Here is a 23,207-nt window from a genome sequence, read left to right as displayed (position 1 = left end):
GCGCAGATCAATCGGAGCCAACGCTCCAGCGCCCGGGCGTCAGAGGGAAAGTAAGACATGACCAATGTTGTGATCGCATCCGCTGCACGGACAGCAGTAGGCAGCTTCCTCGGTTCTTTTGCCAACACCCCCGCCCATGATTTGGGCGCCGCTGTCATCGAGGCAGTGGTGGAGCGTGCAGGCGTCGACAAGGCCGAGGTCTCCGAAACCATTTTGGGCCAGGTGCTGACCGCAGCACAGGGCCAGAACCCTGCGCGTCAGGCGCATATCAATGCGGGCCTGCCCAAGGAAGGTTCCGCTTGGGGCATCAACCAAGTGTGCGGCTCGGGCCTGCGCGCGGTTGCGCTGGGCGCGCAGCACATCATGCTGGGCGACGCTTCTGTGGTTGTGGCCGGTGGTCAGGAAAACATGTCCATGTCCACCCACGCCGCCCTGATGCGCCCGGGCCAGAAGATGGGCGACATGAAATATGTCGACACCATGATCCGCGACGGTCTGTGGGATGCCTTCAACGGCTATCACATGGGTCAGACGGCGGAAAACGTGGCAGAGCAGTGGCAGATTTCCCGCGACATGCAGGACGAATTCGCGCTTGGTTCGCAACACAAGGCCGAGGCCGCGCAAAAGGCGGGCAAGTTCGACGACGAAATCGCCGCCTTCACGATCAAGACCCGCAAGGGCGACATCGTGGTCGATAAGGATGAATACATCCGCCACGGCGCCACCATCGAGGCCATGGCCAAAATGCGCCCGGCCTTCACCAAGGATGGCACGGTTACGGCGGCCAACGCCTCTGGCCTGAACGACGGTGCCGCAGCGACCCTGCTGATGTCCGCCGACGACGCCGAGAAGCGCGGCATCCAGCCGCTGGCGCGCATCGTGTCCTACGCCACCGCCGGTCTGGACCCGTCGGTCATGGGTGTGGGGCCGATCTATGCTTCCCGCAAAGCCCTGGAGAAAGCGGGCTGGACCGTGGACGATCTGGATCTGGTCGAGGCCAATGAGGCCTTCGCCGCCCAAGCCTGCGCCGTGAACAAAGACATGGGCTGGGACCCGTCGATCGTGAACGTCAACGGCGGCGCGATTGCGATTGGCCACCCGATCGGCGCTTCGGGCTGCCGGGTGCTGAACACGCTGCTGTTCGAAATGCAGCGTCGGGATGCGAAAAAAGGTCTGGCGACCTTGTGCATCGGCGGCGGCATGGGCGTGGCCCTGTGCGTTGCGCGCGACTGAAAAACGTAGGGCGGGACTTGTCCCGCCCACCCCCTGACATTCTTCTGGAGGAGATTTAATATGGCACGAGTAGCTCTCGTAACTGGTGGTTCGCGCGGTATCGGCGCGGCCATTTCCAAACAATTGCAAGCCGACGGATGCACCGTGGCCGCGACCTATGCGGGCAACGACGAGGCGGCCGCCGCCTTCACCGCCGAGACGGGCATCAAGACCTACAAGTGGAACGTGGCCGACTACGACAGCTCCGCCGCCGGGATCGCGCAAGTCGAGGCCGACCTTGGCCCCATCGACATCGTCGTGGCCAACGCCGGGATCACCCGCGACGCGCCGTTCCACAAAATGACCCCCGACCAGTGGAAAGAGGTGATCGACACCAACCTGACCGGCGTGTTCAACACCGTCCACCCCATCTGGCCCGGCATGCGCGAGCGTAAGTTTGGCCGCGTGGTCGTCATCAGCTCGATCAACGGTCAGAAGGGGCAGTTCGCCCAAGTGAACTATGCCGCGACCAAAGCGGGCGATCTGGGCATCATCAAGTCCTTGGCTCAGGAAGGCGCGCGCGCCGGCATCACCGCCAATGCGGTGTGCCCGGGCTACATCGGCACGGAAATGGTCATGGCGATCCCCGAAAAGGTGCGCGATTCGATCATCGCCGGTATCCCTGCGGGCCGTCTGGGCACGCCCGAGGAAATCGCGCGCTGCGTGTCCTTCCTTGCGGCGGACGACAGCGGGTTCATCAACGGCTCCACCATCTCGGCCAACGGGGCACAATTCTTCGTGTAAGAAGGTCGGTTAACAAAAACTAAAAGGCCGCGCCCGGGAGCGCGGCCTTTTTACATCCGGGAGAGATGTGAAGCGGTTCAGGCAGTGCGGCCCGAGGGTGCGGCAGCAAACAGATCCCGCAGGCCAAAGCGGCCGGTGATCAGGGCGCGGAAAGCTGCTGCGCGCTCGCGGTGGGCTGTTTTAAGGGCTTCGTCCAGAATGATGGTGGTGTGTGCTTCGGTCATGGTGTGTTCCTTTGGGCGTGTGCGTGTTTCCTTGAGTTGAATATGGGGAAAACCGGGGCCTGCGACAAACGAGACTTTCCATAGGTTCAATTAAGATATACTTATGTGATTATGCCTGACCGTTTACCCCCCTGACCGCCCTGCGCGCCTTCGAGGCCGCCGCCCGCCACTTGTCCTTTGCCCGCGCGGCGGCAGAGTTGAACGTGACCCCGGCGGCCCTGTCGTTCCAGATCAAATCCCTGGAGGATCACTTCGGTGCCGCCCTGTTCAAACGCCTGAACCGCGCGGTCGAGCTGACCGAGGCGGGCCGCGCCCTTGCCCCCGGCACATCGGATGCCTTTGCCCTGTTGCGCAGCGCGTGGCGGGCGGCGGGGCGGACGCAGGACACCGGTGTGCTGACCGTGACGGCGGGTCCTGCCTTCACCGCCAAATGGCTGGCCCCGCGCCTGTTCCAGTTTGCGCAACTGCACCCGGATATCGAACTGCGCCTGTCTGCCACCCTGCGGATCATGGATTTTGACCGAGATGACATCGACGTGGCGATCCGCTTTGGCCTGCGCCACGATGATGACCCGGCCCTGCACGCCGAACCCTTGTTGCCCGAATGGATGACGCCGATGATGCACCCGCGTCTGGCCGAACAATACCCCACCCCCGAGGCGCTGTTGCAGGCCCCCCTGATTGCCACCGACGACACGGTCTTTCTGGATCCGCCCATCAACTGGGAGGTCTGGTTCCGCGCCGCCGGGTTGGAATTGCCGGAGTTTCACGGCGTACGGTTCAGCCAAGCGGACCACGCGCTGGACGCGGCGCAAGCGGGGGCCGGGGTCGTTCTGGGCCGCAGCACCCTGTCGGACAAGGCCCTGACCACGGGCCAGCTGGTCGCACCCTACGATCTGGCCATCAGCACCGAGGCGCATTTTTCGATCCTGTGCCCCAAGGCGGGCGTGGACAAACCCGCGACCCGGGCGTTTCTGGATTGGCTGCGGTCGGAAATGTCCAAGCGGCCCGACCACGAAAAAGGCCGCCGGATGGTTCCAGCGGCCGATCTGGCGGGTTGATGGTCCGGTCTTGTTAGATGTCGCCCAGGCTTTCAATCTTTTGCTTGATCGCCAGCTTTTCCTTTTTAAGGCGCGCGATCTCCAGGCCGTCTACACCCGGGGCGCGCTGTGCGTCTTCCACCGCCTGAGAGAGGTTTTCGTGTTTCTTTCGCAGTTCTTGAAGGTGCGAAGTTAACGACATAGGGATCTCCTCATTGTTGGTTGCAGGATCAGTGCACCACGGAATTCCAAACCTGTCACGACTTTTCGGCGCGCCCGGCTGCGTCAATTCGGAACACTTTTATCTATTCCAGGGGCAGTGCCGCACCGCCGCGCAGGACCGCTGCAGCTGCATCGGAAAAATCATCCCCGTCTTCAATATGTTGCGCACCCTTGTGCAAGACGAAGGGCGGCAATAGCTGCGCTGCGGCGCGCCCGCCCTTAACCGCTTGAAATATAACGCGTCCGGCGGGTTTCTGCCCACGGGAGGTCAAGGGCAGGATGCGGATCGACCCAAGGCGCGAGTCGCAGGCCTGCACCGCGTCCACCAGACGGTCGGTGCGAAAGATCATGGTGAGGGTGCCCTTGGGGCGTGTGCGCCGGGTGGCGGCGTCGATCCAGACGGACAGGGGCAGGTCTTCGCGCAGGGCGGTCTCGCGGCCCGCATCCGCAGCCGCCGATCCGCCCGAGGCCGGGAAATAGGGCGGGTTGCAGATCACGTGGTCGAACATCGCGCCGCGCAAGGGGGCTGGCATCTGGGCCACACTGCCGGGCACAACCTTGATCCCGTTGCGCGCGGCCAGGGCGGCGTAATCCGCCTGCACCTCTAGGCCCGTGACGGCCACACCGGGCACCCGGGCGGTCAGGCACAGACCCGCCGTGCCCACCCCGCAGCCCAGGTCCAGCACGTGGTCCCCGGCGTTCGCGGGGCAGGCGGCGGCCAACAGGACCGGGTCCGTGCCCGCGCGATAGCCGCGCGCCGGTTGCCAGACCTGCACCCGCCCGCCCAGAAACGCGTCGCGGGTCTCGGTCACTCGACCACCGCGATGCCGTTGTCGCGCATGGCCGCCCGCGCCATGAACAGGTCCCGGTCCGCGACCAGCAGGCGGCGCGGCAAAACGCCGACCGATCCTTCCAGCACGCTCATATGGACGTCCAACTCGAACACCTCTATATCCTCACCCTGCAACAGGGCTTTGGCAAAGGCGATGACCGTTGGGTCGTTGGTGCGCAAAAGTTCTTTCATAGCCAATAGGTAGGCATCCCCCGGGGTGCTGTCGAGACAAAGGTCGCCCCCATGAGCCTGGATACCGCCAGCCGCAAACCCCATGATCGCCTGGCCGAGGCTTTGGCCGATGACATGGCGTCGGTGAATGACCTGATTGCCGCGCGCATGGCGTCCGAACACGCCCCGCGCATTCCACAGGTCACGGCCCATCTGGTCGAGGCGGGGGGCAAGCGGGTGCGCCCCATGCTGACGCTGGCCTGTGCGCGCATGTGCGGATACGACGGCGACGCCCATCAGAAACTGGCCGCGACGGTGGAATTCATCCACACCGCGACCCTGCTGCACGACGATGTGGTGGACGAGAGCACGCAGCGCCGAGGCCGCAAGACCGCCAACCTGTTGTTCGACAACAAATCTTCGATCCTGACGGGGGATTACCTGTTTGCGCGTGCGTTCCAGTTGATGGTCGAAACCGGGTCGTTGCGGGTGCTGGATATTCTGGCCAACGCGGCGGCCACGATTGCCGAGGGCGAGGTGCTGCAACTGACCGCCGCCGAGAACCTGGACACCACCGAAGAGATTTACCTGCAAGTGATCCGGGGCAAGACGGCGGCCCTGTTCCAGGCGGCCTGCGAAGTGGGTGGCGTGATCGCGGATCGGTCCGAGGACGAGGTCGCCGCCCTGCGCACCTATGGCGACGCCCTTGGTGTCAGTTTCCAGATGGTAGATGATTATCTGGATTATGGTGGCGCGGGTCAAAAGCTGGACAAGAACATCGGGGACGATTTCCGGGAACGCAAGCTGACCCTGCCGGTGATCCGGGCCGTGGCGCGCGGCGACGACACGGAGCGCGCGTTCTGGACGCGGGTGATTGAAAAGGGCGATCAGCAGGACGGCGATCTGGAGCATGCCCTGACCCTGTTGGCCAAGCATGACACTTTGGCCGAAACTCGGGCCGAGGCGCTGCGCTACGGCGAGGTGGCCAAGTCCGCCATGGCCCAGATGCCCGCCCATCCGCTGCGGGACATGATGATTGATCTGGCCGACTACGTGGTGGCGCGGGTCCTGTAGGGTGCGGCGACAGCGCACCGCCCCCGGGGGCTATCGCTCGTCCAAGACCCGCGCGGCGCGGACCCACCAGCCTGTGGGGGCGAGGCGGTCTGCGGCGGCTTGTGCCTCTGCCTCGGATCCGTAAAGGCCAAAGCAGGTGGCCCCGGACCCGCTCATCCGGGCAAGCCGCGCGTCTAGGCGCAGGGCGGACAGCACATCGGTGATGACTGGTGTTTGCGCCCGCGCGGGCGGTTCCAGATCGTTGCGCTGATCCGCCAGCCATGCGGTGAACTCCGCGAAATCCAGGCCCCCGGGCACGGCATCCATGGGGGCGTTGTCCTTGCGGGCGAGGCCCTGAAAGATCGGGCCCGTGGGGCTGGGCACGCCGGGGTTGACCAGCACGATCCACATGGGGGGCAGTCCTGCCACGGGCGTCACGTCGCCGCCGATCCCCTGCATCCGTTGCGGCGTGCTGGACAGGCAGACGGGGACGTCCGCGCCCAAAGCCACAAGGTCGGCGGCCCGGGGCAGGGGGCGGTCGTGCAGGGCGCACAGGGCGCGCACCGTCGCCGCCGCATCCGCCGAGCCACCGCCGATGCCCGCCGGGTGGGGCAGGTGTTTCTCAAGGCCCAGGGCCCCGGCCAGCCCCAGATGATCCGCCGCGCGCCACATCAGGTTGCGCCCATCCGTGGGCACCCCGTCCGCAAAGGGGCCAGTGACCGTCAGGGACAGGGCACCGGGGGCGGCGGTCACGCGGTCGCCCACATCTGCAAAGACGACCAGACTGTCCAGCAGGTGATAGCCATCGGCCCGCTGCCCCGTCACGTGCAGGGTCAGGTTCACCTTGGCGGGGGCGTGTTCGGTGATCACTCGGCGTTTGCTGTTTCGGTGTCTGTTTCGGATGCGCGGGCGGCTTTGTCGGCCAGGGATTCCGCTCCCTCTTCGGCCAGCACCACGTCCAGACCGACCTCCAGCTTGCGGCGGATACGGTCGGGCTTGGCCTCGTGGTCCGCATCGTCAGGGCCAAGGAAGGACAGGGCGCGCTTCCACTGGAACTCTGCCTCCAGCTTGCGGCCCACGGCCCAGTAGACATCGCCCAAGTGGTCGTTGATCACGGGGTCCAGCGGTTCCAGCTCAACGGCGCGTTCCATGGGTTCGACCGCGTCGTCAAAGCGGCCAAGGCGGAAGAAGACCCAGCCCAGGCTGTCGGTGATAAAGCCGCTGTCGGGCCGCGCCTCGACCGCTTGTTCGATCATCGCCAGCGCTTCGCCCAGGTTGCGTTTCTGTTCCACCAAGGAATAGCCAAGGTAGTTCAGGACGTTGGGCTGGCCCGGGTTCAACTCCAGCGACAAGCGAAAGTCGGCCTCCGCCTCGTCCCAGCGGTCCGTGCGTTCGGCGGTTATGCCGCGCGCGTAGTACAGGAACCAGTGGCGAGGGTCCGGTTCCCCGGCGATGGCAATGGCATTGGTGTAGGCCACGTGCGCCTCGTCAAAGCGTTGCAGGCGGCGCAGGATATCGCCAAGGCCCGCGTGCACCTCCAGGCGGTCGGGGTGGCTGCGGGTTAGGGCCTGCAACACTTCGACCGCCGCGTCGGCCCTGTCATCGGCCATCAGGACATCGGCGCGGGCAATCTCGGCGGCAAAGAAGGACGGATCGTCTGTTTGCACCGTGGCCAGTGCCTGTTCCGCCAGCGCATAGTTGCCCTGCGCCTCAAGGATGTCGGCGGTCAGAAGGATCGCATCCGTGTGGTCCGGCTGCAGGGACATGGCCGCGCGGCTGTGCAGCAGGGTGTAAGTCGGTGACGCCTCGCCGTTCACAATCGCGGCGATGGCAAGAAAGGTTTCGGCCATGCCGTCCTTGGCGCTGGTCACGATGTCGAATTCCACCGGCGCGCCCGCCTCAAGCCGGGTCAGAAGGTCGGACATTTCCGCGCTGCGGCCCCGGTCCAACGCTTGGGTCAGCAGGTCAATGGCATCCGCGCGCCGGTCCAGCTGCGCAAGGATCTGTGCGTGGGCCGTGACCCCCATGCCCGACAGTTGCAGGGCGCCTTCGGATCGGCCGGACAGGATTTCGTCGGCCCCCTCCAGATCGCCCACAAGGGCCCGTGCCAGGGCCGCATGAACCGCGGAAAAGCCCGCAAAGGCCTGCGTCTCGCCCGCCTCTTCAAAGGCGCGCAGGGCCTCTGACATGTTGCCAAGGGCCAGTTGGGTCCAGCCGCGCAACAGGCCGTCCAGCAGTGGCCCGCCCACACCGCCGTCGTCCAGCATGGCCAGCACGGCCGCGTAGTCTTCGCGCATCATCAGGTCCACGCCGGTCACAAGGGTGGTCAGCTGCCCGCCGCCCCCCTGATCCGCCGACAGGGCCGCCGCGCGGGCCGCCTTGTCGAAATCGCCCAGCACGCCGTAGGTAATCGTCGCGGAATCCAGTACCCGTGTCGTGGCCCCGCCCAGGGCGATCAGCCGGTCGTAGTAGGTGCTGGCGGCCGCATAGTCGCTGGCCCCGCCTGCGGACCGCGCCGCCAGATAGGCCCCTGCGGTGCCGTCTTGGGCCAGCCCGGGCGTGGGCAGGGCCAAGGGGGCGGCAAGGGCAGTGGCCAGCAGGGCGGACAACAGTAAACGGCGCGGGGCGGCATGGGGCATGGAGGACTCCTTGGTCTGTCCACTGACCCTAGGCATCGCACCCCCCATACGCAATGGGGCGCCCGGTTCGGACGCCCCATTGGCGGTTCACAATTCTGCGGGGCGCGTGGTGGACACGCCCGGTCAGATCACATGTTCGGGTAGTTCGGCCCGTCGCCCCCCTGGGGCGTACACCAGTTGATGTTCTGGCTGGGGTCCTTGATATCGCAGGTCTTGCAGTGGACGCAGTTCTGAAAGTTGATCACGAACCGGGGGTCTTGGTCGGCCTCGTGCACCACCTCGTAGACGCCCGCGGGGCAGTAGCGTTGCGCCGGTTCGTCGTATTTGGGCAGGTTGACGGCGATGGGCACCGACGGGTCACGCAGTTTCAGGTGGGCGGGCTGCGCCTCTTCGTGGTTGGTAAAGCTGAAGGCCACGTTGGTCAGCCGGTCAAAGGACAGCACGCCGTCGGGTTTGGGATAGTCGATGGGGTTGTAGCGTTTCGCCTCGCCCGTCGCCTCGGCGTCGGATTTGCCATGCTTCATCGTGCCAAGGGGGTTCCAGCCGGTGAGGTTGGCCACCCACATATCGGCCCCGCCCCCCAGCAACGACGCCATCAGCCCGCGCTTGGACCACAGGGGTTTGACGTTGCGCACGGGTTTGAGGTCCTTGGCGATGGGGCCGGTCTGCACAGCCTCGGCATAGGCGGTCAGCTCATCCCCGCCTCGGTCCGCCTGAATCGCCTCAAAGGCGGCCTCGGCGGCGGCCTTGCCCGACAGCATGGCGTTGTGGTTGCCCTTGATGCGCGGCACGTTGACCATGCCCGCCGAACAGCCCAGTAGGGCGACCCCCGGGGCCACCAGTTTTGGCATGGACTGCCATCCCCCTTCAGAGATGGCGCGGGCCCCGTAAGCCACCCGTTTGCCGCCCTTCAACAGGTCTGCCACCATGGGGTGATGCTTGAACCGTTGGAATTCCATGTAGGGGAACACATGGGGGTTTTCGTAGTTCAGGTGCACCACAAAGCCCACATAGACCTGATTGTTTTCAAGGTGATAGATAAACGACCCGCCGCCCGCGTTGGCGTTGAGTGGCCAGCCCATGGTGTGCATCACCGCGCCCTCGCGGTGTTTGTCCGGGTCGATTTCCCAGATTTCCTTCATGCCGAGGCCGTATTTCTGCGGCTCTGCGTCTTTGGCCAAATCGTACTTTTCGATCACCATTTTCGACAGGGACCCGCGCACGCCCTCGGACAGGAACACGTATCGCCCATGCAGCTCCATCCCCGGCTCATAGCCGTCGGAGGGGGTGCCATCGGGGTTCAACCCGAATTCGCCCGCGACCACGCCTTTGACCTCGCCGTTGTCGCCGTAGACGATGTCGGAGCAGGCCATACCCGGAAAGATTTCCACGCCAAGTTCTTCGGCCTGTTCGGCCATCCAGCGACAGACATTGGCCATGGAGACGATGTAGTTGCCGTGGTTGTTCATCAGGGGCGGCATCATGGCGTTGGGCAGGCGGATGCCCCCGCCCTCGCCCAGCATGTAGAACGCGTCCGACGTCACGGGGGTGTGCAGGGGCGCGCCCTTGTCCTTCCAGTCGGGCATCAGCGCATCAAGGCCAACGGGGTCCAGAACCGCGCCGGACAGAATGTGCGCCCCCACCTCGGAGCCTTTTTCCAACACGACCACATTCATGTCCGCGTCCAATTGTTTCAGACGGATCGCAGCCGACAGGCCCGCAGGACCGGCGCCCACGATGACGACGTCGTATTCCATGGCTTCGCGTTCAATTTCGGACATGTGGCCGCTCCTGCATCTTTGGATATCGGGGTTGGTTATGGGGGCGTTTCTGCAGTGCGTCAATTGCGACGTCACATCATTTCGCTGCAACGCCGCATTTGCGCAAGATTGTGTCGCGCGGGTGCGTGGGGCGGCGCAACGACGTTGGCCATGGCGCGCTTGGCAGACACCGTGTTGGGGTATTTCTAACCCAATGAAGCAGGGGGTCGCGCAATCCACCCCCGCTGCACGTGGTTTGACCAAGGCGCAGCGGGGGCTTCATCGGGTGCGGTCATCGGCTCCCCAGCCTGTACCGCACCGCCACCATGGGGCGATTAACCTTAATACATCGTGAATCCCCGCTTCATTGGGTCAAAAATACCCAAACGCTGCGCTGGCCAAGGGCGCGGCATCGGCTATGTCGCGAGGAAAGGAGAGACCCATGCACCTGATCCTACCTGCCATCTACGTGACCCTCGTCATCGCGGGCACCTACCTGCCTTGGCGTCATTTCTATGCGTGGTTCGAGGAGAACGGGTGGGAGCTGGGCCCCCTGATCGACGCGTGGTACGTGAACGAATCCACCACAGGTCTTACGTGGGATCTGACCATTGCAGCCATCACCCTGACGATCTGGGTCATCACGGAATCCATCAGCCGCCGCAACTGGAAGGGCCTGTTGGCGATCCCTGTGACCTATGGCATCGGCATCTCGGCGGGCTTGCCCCTTTACCTTTTGTTGCGCGCGCGCCAAACCCGCTGACATGGACCATTTTCTATACCGCGACGGCACGCTGCATGCCGAAGACGTCCCCCTGACCGAGATTGCGCGCGCCGTGGGCACGCCGTTCTATGTCTATTCCACCGCGACCCTGACGCGGCATTTTCAGCTGTTCAATGACGCGCTGGCCGGGCTGGATCACCTTGTGTGCTTTGCCATGAAATCCAATTCCAATATCGCGGTGCTGAAAACCCTTGTGGACCTTGGCGCAGGCATGGATGTGGTCTCGGGCGGCGAATATGCGCGGGCGCGGGCGGCGGGCTGTCCGGGGGACCGGATCGTGTTCTCCGGTGTCGGCAAGACGCGGGCCGAGATGCGCATGGCCCTTGAGGGCGGTATCCGCCAGTTCAACGTCGAATCCGAGCCCGAGATGGACCGCCTGAACGCCGTAGCGCTGGAGATGGGCAAGGTCGCCCCGATCACCGTGCGCGTGAACCCGGACGTGGACGCCAAGACCCACGAAAAGATCAGCACCGGCAAGTACGACGACAAGTTCGGCATCCCGATCAGTCGCGCGCGTGACGTCTATGCCCATGCCGCCACATTGCCTGGCCTCAAGGTCATTGGCATCGACGTGCACATCGGCAGCCAGCTGACCGATCTGGAGCCGTTCCGGCTGGCCTATGAAAAGGTCGCGGACTTGACGCGGGACCTGCGCGATGCGGGCCACGAGATCAGCCGCCTCGATCTGGGCGGCGGCTTGGGCATTCCCTACGCCCGGTCCAACGAAGCGCCGCCCCTGCCCACGGACTACGGCGCGTTGATCAAGGACGTTTTTCAAGATCTCGATGTTGAAATTGAGATTGAACCGGGTCGCCTGATTTCCGGCAACGCCGGCGTGCTGGTGACCGAGGTGATCTACGTCAAAAACGGCGAAACCCGGGATTTTCTGATCGTGGATGCGGCGATGAACGACCTGATCCGCCCTGCGATGTACGGTGCGCACCACGACATCGTGCCCGTTCTGGAACCCGCCCCAGGCACCGAGCAGCGGCCCTACGACATCGTCGGCCCCGTCTGCGAATCCGGCGACACCTTTGCCAAGCAGCGCAATCTGGTGACCCAGGCCGAGGGCGATCTGATCGCCTTTCGGTCCGCCGGGGCCTATGGCGCGGTCATGTCCAGCGAGTACAACTCCCGCCCCCTGATCCCAGAGGTTCTGGTCCACGGCGATCAATTCGCAGTGATCCGGGCGCGGCCAACCTTTGACGAAATGATCAATCGAGATACCATTCCCGAATGGCTGTAGCCAATTGGGAGCGACAATGACCCCACGATCCATCCGACTGCCTCTTGCCCTGACATGGGTGGGCCTGACCGCCGAGCGCGTCACAAAGGGGTTCTGGCCCCTGTGGACGGTGCTGTTTGTTGGGGCGGCGGCCTGGGGGTTCGGTGTGGTGCAAGCCCTGCCGCCGGGGTGGTTGCAGGCGGCGATTGCGGTGTTCGCAGTGGCCGTGGCTGCGACCCTGTGGCGGTCGCGCCATTACAAATTCCCCACGCGGACCGAGGCGTTGGCGCGGCTGGACGCCACTTTGCCGGGCCGTCCCCTTGCCACCTTGTCCGACACGCCCGCCACCGGGGACAGCGCCCTTTGGGCCGCGCACCTGCGGCGGATGGAGGCGCGCCTGGCCGACGCCCGCGCCGTGCCCGGCGACCTGCGGGTGTCCCGCGCGGACCCCTATGCCTTGCGCTATCTGGCGGTATTTCTGCTTGCGTTGGCGGTGCTGTTCGGGGGCGCGTGGCGTGGCACGGACGTGGCCGGTGGCCTCGCCGGTCCTGCCGCTGCCTTGCAAAGCGGCCCCGCGTGGGAGGCTTGGTTGATCCCGCCCCGCTACACCGGCAAGCCGACGCTGTATCTAGGCGACATCGACGACAGCGAAATCACCGTACCTGCGGGCACCCAGCTGACCCTGCGTCTGTATGGCCAAGCCGGTGCGCTGACCACATCGGGCACTGCTCTGGCGGTCGAGGATCCCACCGCGCCCGTGCAAGACGCCACCCTGACACAAGACGCGACCCTGACCATTCTGGGCACGCAGGAGGCGGCCTGGACCTTCATCGTGCAGGATGACACACCGCCCACCATCACACCGTCCGAGGACCCGACGCGCGAGCCGCCCAGCCAGATGCGCCTGCCGTTCGAGGTGGCCGACGACTATGGCGTGATCGAGGCCTATGCCACCGTGCGCCTGGACCTGCCCAACACCGACCGCCGCCACGGGCTGGCAACCCCGCCCGAACCTCGCGACGACCTGATCCTGCAACTGCCCCTGCCCATCAGCGGCGACCGGGGCGCGTTCAGCGAGGTGCTGGTCGAGGACGTCTCGAAACACCCCTTCGCCAATCTGCCCGTGACCATCACCCTGACGGCTGTCGATGCCGCCGAACAGGTGGGCCGGTCCACTCCCTTGGAAACGACCCTGCCCGGCCGCGGGTTCTTTGATCCCTTGGCAGGCGCCCTGATCGAGATGCGCCGCGACCTGCTGTGGTCGCGCGACAACGGCGCGCGCACGGCACAGATCCTGCGCACCCTGACCCACCGGGGGGCTTGGGCTTTACCAGTCCCAACGCCTACGTGCTGGCCCGCAACTCCATCGCGCGGTTGGAGGCCAACCCCGATCTGGACAGCGACACCCGCGACGCGGTGGCCGAACTGCTGTGGCGTGCGGCGGTCGAGTTGGAGGAGGGCAACCTCGACAACGCGCTGGCCCGTCTGCGCGAGGCGCAGGAACGGCTGGCCGAGGCAATCCGCCAAGGCGCCAGCCCCGAAGAGATTGAGCGCCTGATGCAGGAAATGCGCGAGGCCATGGACAACTACCTGCGCCAACGCGCCCAGCAACAGGCCCAGGATGGCGAACAGCCTCAACAGCAGCCCCAGGGAGAGGGCCAGGAGATCACCAACGACCAGCTGCAACAGATGTTCGACCGCATCCAGGAGTTGATGGAGCAAGGCCGCACCGCCGAGGCCCAGCAACTGTTGGAAGAAATGCAGCAGATGCTGGAAAACATGCAGGTCCAACAGCAACAGGGCGGCGAGGGCGAGGGCCAACAAGGCGCGGGCGAACAAGCCATGGAAGGCCTGCGCGATACGCTGCGCGAACAACAGGGCCTGTCCGACGAGGCGTTCCAAGAGCTTCAGGAACAATTCGGCCAGCCGGGTCAACCGGGTCAAGAACAGGGCCAGCAGCCCGGACAACAACAGGGCCAGCAGGGCCAAGGCGAAGGCCAAGGACAGGGTCAAAATGGCGAACCCGGTGATCTCGCCGGTCGGCAAGAGGCCCTGCGCGACCAGCTGGAAAACCTGCGCCGCAGCCTGCCCGGCCAAGGCACACCCGAAGGTGACGCCGCCCGCGAAAGTCTGGGCGAGGCTGGCCGCGCCATGAACGAAGCCGCCGAGGCCCTTGGCAACGGCGATCTGGCAGAGGCCATCGACGACCAGGCCCGCGCCATGGACGCCCTGCGCGAAGGTATGGAAAATCTGGGCGAGGCCATGGCACAGCTGCAACAAGACGGCCAAGGCCAAGAAGGCAGCGAATTTGGCCAGGCGGGTGACCCGCAACAGCAAGACCCCTTGGGCCGCGCCCCCGGTCAGACCGGCCAGTTGGGCACGGATGAAAGCCTGCTGAACGGCGAAGACCCGCGCGCCCGGTCCCGCGAACTGCTGGACGAAATCCGCCGTCGCAGCGCCGAACAGGACCGCCCGCAAGTGGAACGCGAGTACCTCGACCGGCTTCTGGACCGCTTCTAGGGGCGGTGGGACAAGTCCCACCCTACGGCAGCCTGTGGGCGGGGGCGGTGCGGGGTGGTGGCGGAGTGTTGGGGTATTTTTGACCCAATGAAGCGCGTGTTTGCGCGATCGTCTAGGATCGGGATGATTTGGCGCGGTAGGGCGGGACTTGTCCCGCCGCCCGGCCTCAGGGGGCGCAGTGTCGGGCGGGGGCTATCCGTTGGCGGTGGCATTGGTCCGCTGTAATGCCCGGGCGCGATCACATCTTGAAAGCAGGTTGCGCGCGTATCGGTCAGCCCGTCGGCCTCTGCGCCTAGGATTGTCAGGCCTGTCGCGGCGAGCCTTCCCCAACCCATCTTGGACGTGATCCCCTTCACACGCTTGTCGCGCATAGACATCCCCAAAGTGGGCCCAGTGGCTTGGCTGGTCTCTGCTGGCCAGCGCCGTCGCATGTTCGGTCCCGCCACCGCCGCCGCGATCAGCATGGCTCCCAGTGTAGCGAACGCTTCATGGTCCCCTGTCGCAGGGTTTCATTTTCGGTATATCGCCGGAAACATCTGTAAGGCACAGCGCGCTGCGACCAGGGTCCGCTTTTGCTGCAGCTGACCCTCTGGCGGTTCAAACTGCGCCATGCCGGCACCCTGTTGCTTCGAAAGTATTCGGGCGCACGCCGGACTTCGGGCAATCAGGCCTATGCCGCAGCGCAGCACTTGCGCCTGCCCGCGCAATATCATAACTCTACACGCAATCGTCTTGAAATAAACGAACCCAAGGATAACGCCCATGAGCTTCCGCCTGCAACCCGCTGCCCCCGACCGCCCGAACCGCTGTCAGCTGTTCGGCCCGGCCTCCAACACCAAGCTGTTTGCCAAGATGGCCGCCTCGGATGCGGATGTGATCAACATCGACCTGGAGGACTCGGTCGCCCCCTCGGACAAGGACAGTGCCCGGGCCAACGCGATCCAGGCGATCAACGAAATTGATTGGAATACCAAGACGTTAAGCGTGCGGATCAACTCGCTGGACACCCCCTATTGGTATCGCGATGTGGTGGACCTGTTGGAACAGGCGGGCGACCGGCTGGACCAGATCATGATCCCCAAGGTCGGCTGCGCCGAGGATATCTACGCCGTGGACGCCTTGGTCACCGCCGTGGAGCGGGCCAAGGGGCGCACCCAGCCCATCAATTTCGAAGTGATCATCGAATCCGCTGCTGGCATTGCCCATGTCGAGGCGATTGCCGCCGCCAGCCCCCGGCTTGTGGCTATGTCCCTCGGCGCTGCGGATTTCGCCGCCTCCATGGGGATGCAGACCACGGGGATAGGTGGCACCCAAGAGAATTATTATATGTTGCAAGGGGATACGCGGCATTTCTCGGACCCTTGGCACTGGGCGCAGACGGCCATTGTGGCCGCCTGTCGGACCCACGGAGTGCTGCCCGTGGATGGGCCGTTCGGGGATTTCTCGGACGACGAGGGCTACCGCGCCCAAGCGCGCCGCTCGGCCACTTTGGGCATGGTGGGCAAATGGGCCATTCACCCCAAGCAGATCGCGCTGGCCAACGAGGTGTTCACCCCGTCCGACGCCGCCGTCACAGAGGCGCGCGAGATCCTCGCAGCGATGGAAGAAGCCAAGAAAAATGGCGAAGGGGCAACGGTTTACAAGGGCCGCTTGGTCGACATCGCCTCGATCAAACAGGCCGAAGTCATTGTAAAACAGGCCGAGATGATCGCGAGCTAGCGCTTCGCCACGGATTTCAGCTGCTTTAACAGGGATTTGTTTTCGGCCAATTGCAGGTCCAAGGCCTTCACAAGCTTGTTGGACTGGGCCTGCATATCACCGATCATAGTGTCAAATTCGTTGAGCGGGTCCCAGGTAACAGCTTTGGACCAAGCGTCCCAACCCTCTCCGAACTCTCCCTTGGCAAGCTTCTTGAGCAGCCCGTCCTGCTGCGCCTTGATATAGGTTTTGCCCCAAAAGGACGGGCTTGTCATTTTGAAGAACGAATCTGCCACAACCCCGACGACGGAAACGGCCTTGTTGGTCGCGCTGGAGGCTTTCTGCGCGCCAGCTTGTAACCCTGGCTCTACGGCTGTGAGGTGCATGTCACCGACTTCTTTAAGGATGCCCTTATTGGCTTTCGTAACTTCTTTGGCTGACTTTCCAGCCATCGTCGCGCCTTTGGCAACAATTTTACCCAGCGATGCCAGCAGGTTGATAACCAACGCCGCTCCATCCATTGTGTTGCTTGCCTTCTTGAAACTGGCCTTGTGTGTCTTGATTTCATTGGCTGCGGCGGTCGCAGAGTCAATTTGCGCTGTGCGCGCTTTCTCAAGCCGCGCTATGCGCGCCTCAATTGTTTTGATCAGAGTGGCGAGATCCTTGCGCTTGTCAGGGGTCAGAGCGAAATTGGGTATTATTATCTTGTCCCCGGGTTGGATCAAATCCGCGTTCTTTCGAGTTTTGCGAAACTTTGCATTCACCGGGTCCTTGTAAATCTTGTCGAATGATGAAAGCCCATAGTGTTTTGCGATCTTTGAGAGGCTTTCGCCTTTTTTGACAGTGTGGACGATGGTTTTTGGCATGAAACTCTCCGGCAAATGCATTCACTGTGGCCGCAACCTAGTCTTGATGCAAGGAGCCTGAGTTGCATCCCGCCGCCCCTTTGGCCATATGTTGGAAAACCAAAGGGGCGGTGACCATGACCCATTATCTGGAATTCGAAAAACCACTGGCCGAGATCGAGGGCAAGGCCGAAGAGTTGCGGGCGATTGCGCGCAAGTCCGAGGACGACGCGGTGGACGTTGAAAAGGAAGCCGCGGCGCTGGACGCCAAGGCCGAGGCGTTGTTGCGGGATCTGTACAAGTCGCTGACGCCGTGGCGCAAATGTCAGGTCGCCCGGCACCCGAACCGGCCCCATTGCCGCGACTATATCGAAACTCTGTTTACCGAATACACGCCCCTCGCCGGGGATCGTGCCTTTGGAGACGATCAGGCAGTCATGGGCGGTCTGGCGCGGCTGAATGACCGGCCCGTAGTGGTGATTGGGCACGAAAAGGGGCGCGACACGACCTCGCGCCTGCACCACAATTTCGGGATGGCCCGGCCCGAAGGATACCGTAAGGCGATCCGTCTGATGGATATGGCGGATCGGTTTGGCCTGCCTGTCGTCACCCTGATCGACACCCCGGGCGCCTATCCCGGCAAGGGCGCGGAGGAGCGGGGCCAGTCCGAGGCGATTGCCCGATCCACCGAAAAGTGCCTGCAAGTGGGTGTGCCCGTAGTCAGTGTAATCATCGGCGAGGGCGGGTCCGGCGGGGCCGTGGCCTTTGCCACCGCCAACCGTGTCGCCATGCTAGAGCATTCTGTTTATTCGGTTATTTCCCCTGAGGGCTGCGCATCCATCCTGTGGAAGGACGCTGAAAAGATGCGCGAGGCAGCCGAGGCTTTGCGCCTGACCGCTCAGGATCTGTTCAAGCTGGGCGTGGTGGACCGCGTGATCTCGGAGCCTGTGGGCGGCGCGCAGCGCGACCGGGACGCGGCGATGGCCTCGGTCGGGCAAGCCATCGAGACGATGCTGGCGGACCTGTCCGGGCGCGATCGGGCGGACCTGATCAAGGCACGGCGGTCCAAGTTCCTCGATATGGGGTCCAAGGGGTTGGCGGCCTAAACCGTAGGGCGGGACTTGTCCCGCCGCCCTGTTACCACATGGTTTTCGCCGCACGCTTGGGCCATTCGGTGTCATAGGCGGCCCCGTCCACGGTGCCGTCTGTCATCTCGGCCAGCATGTCGCCCACCGTGGGCAGGCCGTCCGCGTCGTCCCGGTTCCAGATGTCGGCGCGCAGGATGGCCCGGGCGCATTGGGAATAGATTTCCGCAATCTCGATCACGATCACACTGCGAGGGCGGCGGCCCTTGTCGGTGAACCGCGCCACGTGATCGGGGTCCACGGACAGCCAAGCGGTGCCGTTCACCCGCACCACATTTGTGGATCCGGGCACCATGAACATGCACGATACCCGCCCATCCGTCACGATATTGCGCAAGGAATCCAGCCGGTTGTTGCCGCGCCAGTCGGTCATCAGCAGGGTGCCCTCGTCCAGTTCCGCCACCACCGGGCCGTTGTCCCCACGGGGACTGCCGTCTGTGCCTTCGGCCCCCACGGTGGTCAGCACGCAGAACCGGCTGGCCATGATCCATTTGCGGTAGGTGGGGGTCAGGCGGCGCGCCACCTTTTGTAAGGACGCGGGTGCAGGTGGCGTGTCGTACAGCGCCTCTAGGGCGGCGAGATCAGTGATCCGGGTCAAAGCCAGCCTCCCGCATCAGGCGGTTGCTTGCGCCCTCGATGTCCGCCTCTAGCCGCGCCAGAAACTGGTCCTTGGGCAGGCCCGGCGGAATGGGCGGCAGGTATTCCACCACCGCCGTGCCGGGTTTGCGCAGAACCCCGCGTTTGGGCCAGAACACCCCGATGTTGATCGCCACCGGATAGCACGGCTGCCCCATCTGTTCATACAGCGCCGCCGTGCCCGCCTTGTAGGGCAAGTAGTCGCCGGGGGCCACGCGGGTGCCTTGGGGATAGATGATCAGCTGTCCCCCTTCGGCCCGGCCATCGGCCACCGCCGCCAGCATCTTTTTGATCGCCGCGCCCCGCTTGCCGCGCTGCACGGGCACGCAGCCGATGCGCAACCCGTATTGCCCGATCACGGGGGCGAATTTCAGGATGTCCTTCATGATAAAGAACCCACGGGGGATGCCGTGGTAGATCATCATGACGTCCAGAAAGCTTTGGTGTTTTGCGGCCACGAGGGCCTGTTCCGTGGGCGGCGTGCCCCGGTATTCGACCCGCAGCCCGACCATCCACGACGCGGTCCAGCGCACCCACCACGAATAGCTGTGGCAGGCGGCATGGGCCGCGCGGCTGGAAAAGATCGCAAACGGCAGAAAGGCGAGGCCGAAAATGGGCATTGCGATGTACATTTGCAGGTTGAACAGCAGGGATCGGATCAGTTGCATGGGGGCCCTCAGGACTTGGATCGCAGGGCGCGCAGGCCGCGCTGCGTGTGGCAAGAAAGGCCGTTGCGGCCACAAGCGGCGGGATCGTGAGCGGCAGCAGCCAGCCTGCGCCCGTGAACCCCAACCCGGTCAGAAAGTCCGTGGTCGTCGCGGCATCGGGCAGCAGCGCAATCGCCACCAGTGCCAGCGCCGTGCCTGCCAGCGCCCCCAGTCCCGCCCGTGCAGTGAAGCGGCGCACGAAGGCACGGGCGATGTAGACATCGCGCGCGCCCACAAGACGCAAGGTTCGGATGACTTCGGCATTGGCCGACAGGGCCGATTGCGCGGCCAGCGTGACAAAGGCCGCCGTGGCGCCTGCAATCAGGGCCATGGCCAGCCCGCCCAGTGTGCGCAGGCGGGTGGCCGCGCGCACCAGCGGTTGCCGCCAACGCGTATGATCGTCCAGCACGGCCCCGGGCACGCCCGCCGCCAGCCGTTGCCGCAACCCTTCGGCGTCGTAGCCCGCCCCCTCTTCGATGACCTCGATCATGCGCGGGATGGGCAGGCTGTCCACGGGCAGGCTGGGGCCGAACCAGGGTTCCAACAGGGCGCGCTGTTCGGCGTCGCTCAGGGCGCGGGCCTCGGCCACGCCGGGGGTGATGGCAAGGATGCCAAGGGCGGCGCGGACCTGCGCCTCCGCCTGTGCCTCGGGGGCAGAGATGCGCACTGTAGAGGTGCGCGCCAACTCGTCCGACCAGCGGTCCGCGATGCGCCCAGTGGCCAAGGATAACGCCATGGCAAAGACCGCCAGAAAGGCCATGGCCCCGGCGCTGAACACCGTCAGCCACACCGTAAAGCCCGAGGGCGGCACGACCCGGTCCGCCCCGGCATCCCCCGCCAGCAGGGCGCGGATCTGCGCGATCCAGCTCATAGGTCCGCCCCCGCCAGTGTCAGCCGCCCGCCTTGGATGCGCAGGACCCGTGCCGCCACCTGCCGTTTGGCGGCGCGGATCAGGGCCATGTCATGGGTGGCGATCAGCACGGTTTTGCCCATGCGGTTCAATTCCACCAGCAGGGTCAGCAGACGTTCCGACATCTCCCAGTCGATGTTGCCCGTGGGTTCATCGGCCAATATCACCTCTGGGTCCATGATTACGGCGCGGGCCAGCGCCGCCCTCTGACGCTCTCCGCCGGAGAGTTCTGGCGGCAAAGCCTCTTGCCGGTGGGACAGGCCCACCCAATCGATCAGCTGGATCAGGTTCTCGGCATAGGCGGCGGGGGGCGGCCCGCCACGGTCATGGGCAGGGCGATGTTTTCGGCAATCGACAGGTGGTCCAGAAACTGACAGTCCTGATGCACCACACCGATCCGGCGGCGCACATCGGCAATTCCGTCCCGGTCCAGTGCGCGGGCATCGGCCCCAAACATGGCCACGGCCCCGGCGGTGGCGAACAATTCGGCGTAGCACAGCTTGATCAAGGTGGTCTTACCAGCCCCGCTTGGCCCGGTCAGAAAGTGGAATGACCCCGGCGTCAGCTTCAGCGACACGTCCTGCAACAATCCGGCCCCACTGTAGGAATAGCCTGCCTCCCGTAGCTCGATCACGCGTCTGTCCCCTTTAACCTGCCCCGCTTGTGCCCCAGTCCCGCGCGGCTTGCAATGCGGCGGCCCGGCGCTGGCGGCGGTTAACGTCTTGGAAATCCCCAATGTCGTTGATAGACTTGGAAACAATAGGCCCTTGGGGTCCTTATTGGGGTGCGTGGCGCCATGCGCTTGATCTGCCCGAATTGTGGGGCGCAATACGAAGTGGACGACAGCATGGTTCCCGCCGATGGCCGGGACGTGCAGTGTTCAAACTGTGCCACCACGTGGTTTCAGGCGGGCGTGCGCCGTGCGGCCCCCGTCCCTGAACCCGATGCCCCGGCACGCGTGATCCGCAAGCCCCGCGCGACCGAGGAAGCGGCCCTGGACGTTCTGCGCCAAGAGGCCGAGCATGAGGCCCGCATGCGCGCCGCCGCGTCCATGGAAACCCAGACCGATCTTGGGCTGGAAGAGCCCGAGCAGACCCGCGAAGACTTTGCCGCGCCGGAGGTTGCGCCGCCGCCGCCCCCTGCGCCGGACCCTGAACCGGATCCCGCGCCAGAGGTCGACATTCCCCCCGCTGCCCCCCCGCCCGAGGGTCGGCCGGGCCGGTCCCGCCGGGACCTGTTGCCCGATATCGAAGAGATCAACTCGACCCTGCGCCCCGATGACCGCGACATGACCGAGGCCGAGGATCGCGACGCCTTGGCCGAAGAAATGTTGCAGGCCAAACTGCAACGGCGCCGGGCCGGATCGCGCCTTGGGTTCTCGCTGGTGGTGCTGATCGCGGTCTTCGCCCTGCTGATCTATATCAGCGCCCCCAATATAGCCGCCCAGTCGCCAGAGGCAGCGCCTTTCGTCACTGCCTATGCGGAATGGGTCGATGGGCTGCGCCTGTCGCTGAACGCGGCCGTGGGCCGCGCCATCGAACAGATCCGCGCGCTGGCGGGCTAGCTACTGTAGATCGCCAAAGGCCTTTTGCATCCGCTCCACTGCCTCGACCACGCGGGCGCGGGGGGTGGCGATGTTGAACCGCAGAAACGTCTCGCCGCCCTTGCCAAAGGTCGGCCCGTGGTTGGCGGCGATGCGCGCGTCCTGCTGGACGCGGCGGGTGAACTCCTCCCGGTCCATGCCGGTGCCGTCAAAGTTGACCCACGACAGATAGGTCGCCTGCAACCGCGAGGATTTTAGACCTGGGATGCCGTTGATCCCGTCGTCGAACACTTGTCGGTTGCCGTCCAGATAGACCATCAGGTCATCGACCCATGCCGCGCCTTCGGGGGAATAGGCGGCCTCGGCCATGACAATGCCGAAGGAGTTGGGCGACAGGCCAAGGGCGCCCATACGCGTGGCAAAGCGGGCGCGCAGGTCCGGGTCCTCGATGATCACATTGCCAGAATGGGACCCTGCGATGTTGAAGGTCTTGGTGGTGGCGGTCATCATCACCAGCCGGTCGGTGATGCCGGGGATGTTGGCCATGGGGATGTGCGTGTGACCGGGATAGATCAGGTCATGGTGGATTTCATCGCTGACCAGAATCAGGTCGTGGCGCTTGGCGAAATGGGCCACGGCGGTCAGTTCCGCGCGGGTCCAGACGCGGCCATTGGGGTTGTGGGGCGAACACAGGATCAACAGCTTTTCGCTGCCGTCCATCTGGGCGTCATAGGCGGCCCAGTCGAACCGGTAGTCCCCGTCTGTTTCGGCCAGCTGACATTCCACGACCTTGCGGTCCGCCGCCTCGATCACCCGGGCAAAGGCGTGATAGACCGGCGTGAACAGGACCACTCCATCGCCGGGGTTGGTAAAGGCGTCCACGCACATGCCCGTGCCGTTGACCAACCCGTGGGTCGTGAAGATCCACGAGGGGTCGATCCGCCAGCCGTGGCGTTCGGACATCCACCACTGGATGGCGGCGCGATAGCGGCTGTCGTCCCCGTAGTAGCCAAAGACCCCATGATCCATCATCCCGCCCAAGGCATTCTGGACACAGGCGGGCGGGCGGAAATCCATATCCGCCACCCACATGGACAAGCCGTCGTCAGCGGGCACGCCATAGATGTCCTGCATCTTGTCCCACTTCATGCAGTCGGTGCCACGGCGGTCGATGGGGGTGTCGAATTTCGGGTCGGACATGTTCTGCTCCTGTACGTGGGTTAGGCGGCATAGGTTA

21 protein-coding genes and 3 pseudogenes are annotated in these 23,207 nt (G+C 64.6%); 11 read left to right on the top strand and 13 right to left on the bottom strand.

The features are described from left to right. The first annotated feature begins 57 nt into the window (after positions 1–57). Together ACZ1G0_RS14200 and phbB are read left to right on the top strand one after the other, a co-directional pair. Positions 58–1,233: an acetyl-CoA C-acetyltransferase gene (locus tag ACZ1G0_RS14200; RefSeq protein ID WP_472737533.1), complete on the top strand. Its 1,176-nt coding sequence runs from the start codon at positions 58–60 to the stop codon at positions 1,231–1,233. A gap of 60 nt (positions 1,234–1,293) precedes the next feature. Next, the gene (gene phbB, locus ACZ1G0_RS14195; protein WP_472737532.1) at positions 1,294–2,016 is read left to right on the top strand and encodes an acetoacetyl-CoA reductase; all 723 of its coding nucleotides are present in this window, start codon (positions 1,294–1,296) and stop codon (positions 2,014–2,016) included. 77 nt (positions 2,017–2,093) lie between these two features. Here the strand turns inward: phbB and ACZ1G0_RS14190 are convergent, their stop codons facing one another. After that, positions 2,094–2,240: a hypothetical protein gene (locus tag ACZ1G0_RS14190; RefSeq protein WP_472737531.1), complete on the bottom strand. Its 147-nt coding sequence runs from the start codon at positions 2,238–2,240 to the stop codon at positions 2,094–2,096. A 170-nt stretch (positions 2,241–2,410) separates the two neighbouring features. Between ACZ1G0_RS14190 and ACZ1G0_RS14185 the strand changes: the two genes are divergently transcribed. Then, a complete protein-coding gene (locus ACZ1G0_RS14185; protein WP_472737530.1) occupies positions 2,411–3,301 on the top strand; it encodes a LysR substrate-binding domain-containing protein in 891 nt (296 codons plus the stop codon). Positions 3,302–3,314: 13 nt separating this feature from the next. Here the strand turns inward: ACZ1G0_RS14185 and ACZ1G0_RS14180 are convergent, their stop codons facing one another. The 3 genes from ACZ1G0_RS14180 to ACZ1G0_RS14170 form a co-directional block, all read right to left on the bottom strand. Beyond that, a complete protein-coding gene (locus tag ACZ1G0_RS14180; protein ID WP_472737826.1) occupies positions 3,315–3,482 on the bottom strand; it encodes a YdcH family protein in 168 nt (55 codons plus the stop codon). A 103-nt stretch (positions 3,483–3,585) separates the two neighbouring features. Then, entirely contained in the window at positions 3,586–4,314 is a 729-nt protein-coding gene (locus ACZ1G0_RS14175; RefSeq protein WP_472737529.1) for a tRNA1(Val) (adenine(37)-N6)-methyltransferase, read from the bottom strand. Continuing rightward, positions 4,311–4,526: a putative signal transducing protein gene (locus ACZ1G0_RS14170; RefSeq protein WP_472737528.1), complete on the bottom strand. Its 216-nt coding sequence runs from the start codon at positions 4,524–4,526 to the stop codon at positions 4,311–4,313. Before ACZ1G0_RS14170 ends, ACZ1G0_RS14175 begins: the two co-directional genes overlap by 4 nt. A gap of 51 nt (positions 4,527–4,577) precedes the next feature. Between ACZ1G0_RS14170 and ACZ1G0_RS14165 the strand changes: the two genes are divergently transcribed. After that, positions 4,578–5,579 (top strand): polyprenyl synthetase family protein, encoded by a 1,002-nt coding sequence (locus ACZ1G0_RS14165; RefSeq protein ID WP_472737527.1) that lies wholly within the window; start codon positions 4,578–4,580, stop codon positions 5,577–5,579. A 30-nt stretch (positions 5,580–5,609) separates the two neighbouring features. On the opposite strand, the gene ACZ1G0_RS14160 is transcribed toward ACZ1G0_RS14165, so the two are convergent. The 3 genes from ACZ1G0_RS14160 to ACZ1G0_RS14150 all read right to left on the bottom strand — a co-directional run bounded on the left by ACZ1G0_RS14160 (position 5,610) and on the right by ACZ1G0_RS14150 (position 9,978). After that, the gene (locus ACZ1G0_RS14160; RefSeq protein WP_472737825.1) at positions 5,610–6,425 is read right to left on the bottom strand and encodes a 4-(cytidine 5'-diphospho)-2-C-methyl-D-erythritol kinase; all 816 of its coding nucleotides are present in this window, start codon (positions 6,423–6,425) and stop codon (positions 5,610–5,612) included. Next, positions 6,425–8,197 (bottom strand): tetratricopeptide repeat protein, encoded by a 1,773-nt coding sequence (locus ACZ1G0_RS14155; RefSeq protein ID WP_472737526.1) that lies wholly within the window; start codon positions 8,195–8,197, stop codon positions 6,425–6,427. Before ACZ1G0_RS14155 ends, ACZ1G0_RS14160 begins: the two co-directional genes overlap by 1 nt. Positions 8,198–8,325: 128 nt before the next feature. Then, positions 8,326–9,978, bottom strand: a complete 1,653-nt coding sequence (locus ACZ1G0_RS14150; RefSeq protein ID WP_472737525.1) for an electron transfer flavoprotein-ubiquinone oxidoreductase — start codon at positions 9,976–9,978, stop codon at positions 8,326–8,328. Positions 9,979–10,399: 421 nt separating this feature from the next. Here ACZ1G0_RS14150 and ACZ1G0_RS14145 point away from each other — a divergent pair, with 421 nt between their 5' ends. The 5 genes and pseudogenes from ACZ1G0_RS14145 (at position 10,400) to ACZ1G0_RS14125 (ending at position 16,205) form a co-directional block, all read left to right on the top strand. Continuing rightward, positions 10,400–10,720: a DUF2834 domain-containing protein gene (locus tag ACZ1G0_RS14145; protein ID WP_472737524.1), complete on the top strand. Its 321-nt coding sequence runs from the start codon at positions 10,400–10,402 to the stop codon at positions 10,718–10,720. 1 nt (position 10,721) lies between these two features. Further along, positions 10,722–11,987 carry a diaminopimelate decarboxylase gene (lysA, locus tag ACZ1G0_RS14140; RefSeq protein ID WP_472737523.1) on the top strand — a complete coding sequence of 422 codons (1,266 nt, stop codon included), beginning with the start codon at positions 10,722–10,724 and terminating at the stop codon, positions 11,985–11,987. A gap of 16 nt (positions 11,988–12,003) precedes the next feature. Next, positions 12,004–13,221: pseudogene (locus tag ACZ1G0_RS14135) on the top strand (DUF4175 family protein); the annotation flags it as partial. A 2-nt stretch (positions 13,222–13,223) separates the two neighbouring features. Further along, a complete protein-coding gene (locus tag ACZ1G0_RS14130; RefSeq protein ID WP_472737522.1) occupies positions 13,224–14,486 on the top strand; it encodes a DUF4175 family protein in 1,263 nt (420 codons plus the stop codon). A 762-nt stretch (positions 14,487–15,248) separates the two neighbouring features. Beyond that, a complete protein-coding gene (locus tag ACZ1G0_RS14125; RefSeq protein WP_472737521.1) occupies positions 15,249–16,205 on the top strand; it encodes an L-malyl-CoA/beta-methylmalyl-CoA lyase in 957 nt (318 codons plus the stop codon). Here ACZ1G0_RS14125 and ACZ1G0_RS14120 read toward each other — a convergent pair. Beyond that, complete coding sequence (locus ACZ1G0_RS14120) at positions 16,202–17,050, bottom strand: LysM peptidoglycan-binding domain-containing protein (RefSeq protein ID WP_472737520.1); 849 nt, start codon at positions 17,048–17,050, stop codon at positions 16,202–16,204. The genes ACZ1G0_RS14125 and ACZ1G0_RS14120 overlap by 4 nt on opposite strands. 116 nt (positions 17,051–17,166) lie before the next feature. Here ACZ1G0_RS14120 and ACZ1G0_RS14115 point away from each other — a divergent pair, with 116 nt between their 5' ends. Beyond that, positions 17,167–18,135: an acetyl-CoA carboxylase carboxyltransferase subunit alpha gene (locus ACZ1G0_RS14115; protein ID WP_472737519.1), complete on the top strand. Its 969-nt coding sequence runs from the start codon at positions 17,167–17,169 to the stop codon at positions 18,133–18,135. A gap of 31 nt (positions 18,136–18,166) precedes the next feature. On the opposite strand, the gene ACZ1G0_RS14110 is transcribed toward ACZ1G0_RS14115, so the two are convergent. The 4 genes and pseudogenes from ACZ1G0_RS14110 to ACZ1G0_RS14095 all read right to left on the bottom strand — a co-directional run bounded on the left by ACZ1G0_RS14110 (position 18,167) and on the right by ACZ1G0_RS14095 (position 21,061). Continuing rightward, positions 18,167–18,772: a pyridoxamine 5'-phosphate oxidase family protein gene (locus ACZ1G0_RS14110; RefSeq protein WP_472737518.1), complete on the bottom strand. Its 606-nt coding sequence runs from the start codon at positions 18,770–18,772 to the stop codon at positions 18,167–18,169. Further along, complete coding sequence (locus ACZ1G0_RS14105; protein WP_472737517.1) at positions 18,756–19,232, bottom strand: lysophospholipid acyltransferase family protein; 477 nt, start codon at positions 19,230–19,232, stop codon at positions 18,756–18,758. Before ACZ1G0_RS14105 ends, ACZ1G0_RS14110 begins: the two co-directional genes overlap by 17 nt. Before the next feature lie 280 nt (positions 19,233–19,512). After that, positions 19,513–20,388, bottom strand: a pseudogene (locus ACZ1G0_RS14100) (cell division protein FtsX); the annotation flags it as partial. Continuing rightward, positions 20,385–21,061, bottom strand: a pseudogene (locus ACZ1G0_RS14095) (cell division ATP-binding protein FtsE). The pseudogenes ACZ1G0_RS14095 and ACZ1G0_RS14100, both read right to left, overlap by 4 nt. A 162-nt stretch (positions 21,062–21,223) precedes the next feature. Between ACZ1G0_RS14095 and ACZ1G0_RS14090 the strand changes: the two are divergent. Beyond that, on the top strand, positions 21,224–21,991 hold the full coding sequence (locus tag ACZ1G0_RS14090; RefSeq protein ID WP_472737516.1) for a zinc-ribbon domain-containing protein: 768 nt from the start codon (positions 21,224–21,226) through the stop codon (positions 21,989–21,991). Here ACZ1G0_RS14090 and ACZ1G0_RS14085 read toward each other — a convergent pair whose 3' ends face one another. Then, positions 21,992–23,170, bottom strand: a complete 1,179-nt coding sequence (locus ACZ1G0_RS14085; RefSeq protein WP_472737515.1) for a MalY/PatB family protein — start codon at positions 23,168–23,170, stop codon at positions 21,992–21,994. Between the last annotated feature and the right edge of the window lie 37 nt (positions 23,171–23,207).

It is taken from the genome of Thalassobacter sp. HA4-2 (assembly GCF_055693705.1).
The sequence above is the reverse complement of the archived record's forward strand: the minus strand, read 5'-3'. Positions and strand labels throughout refer to the sequence as shown.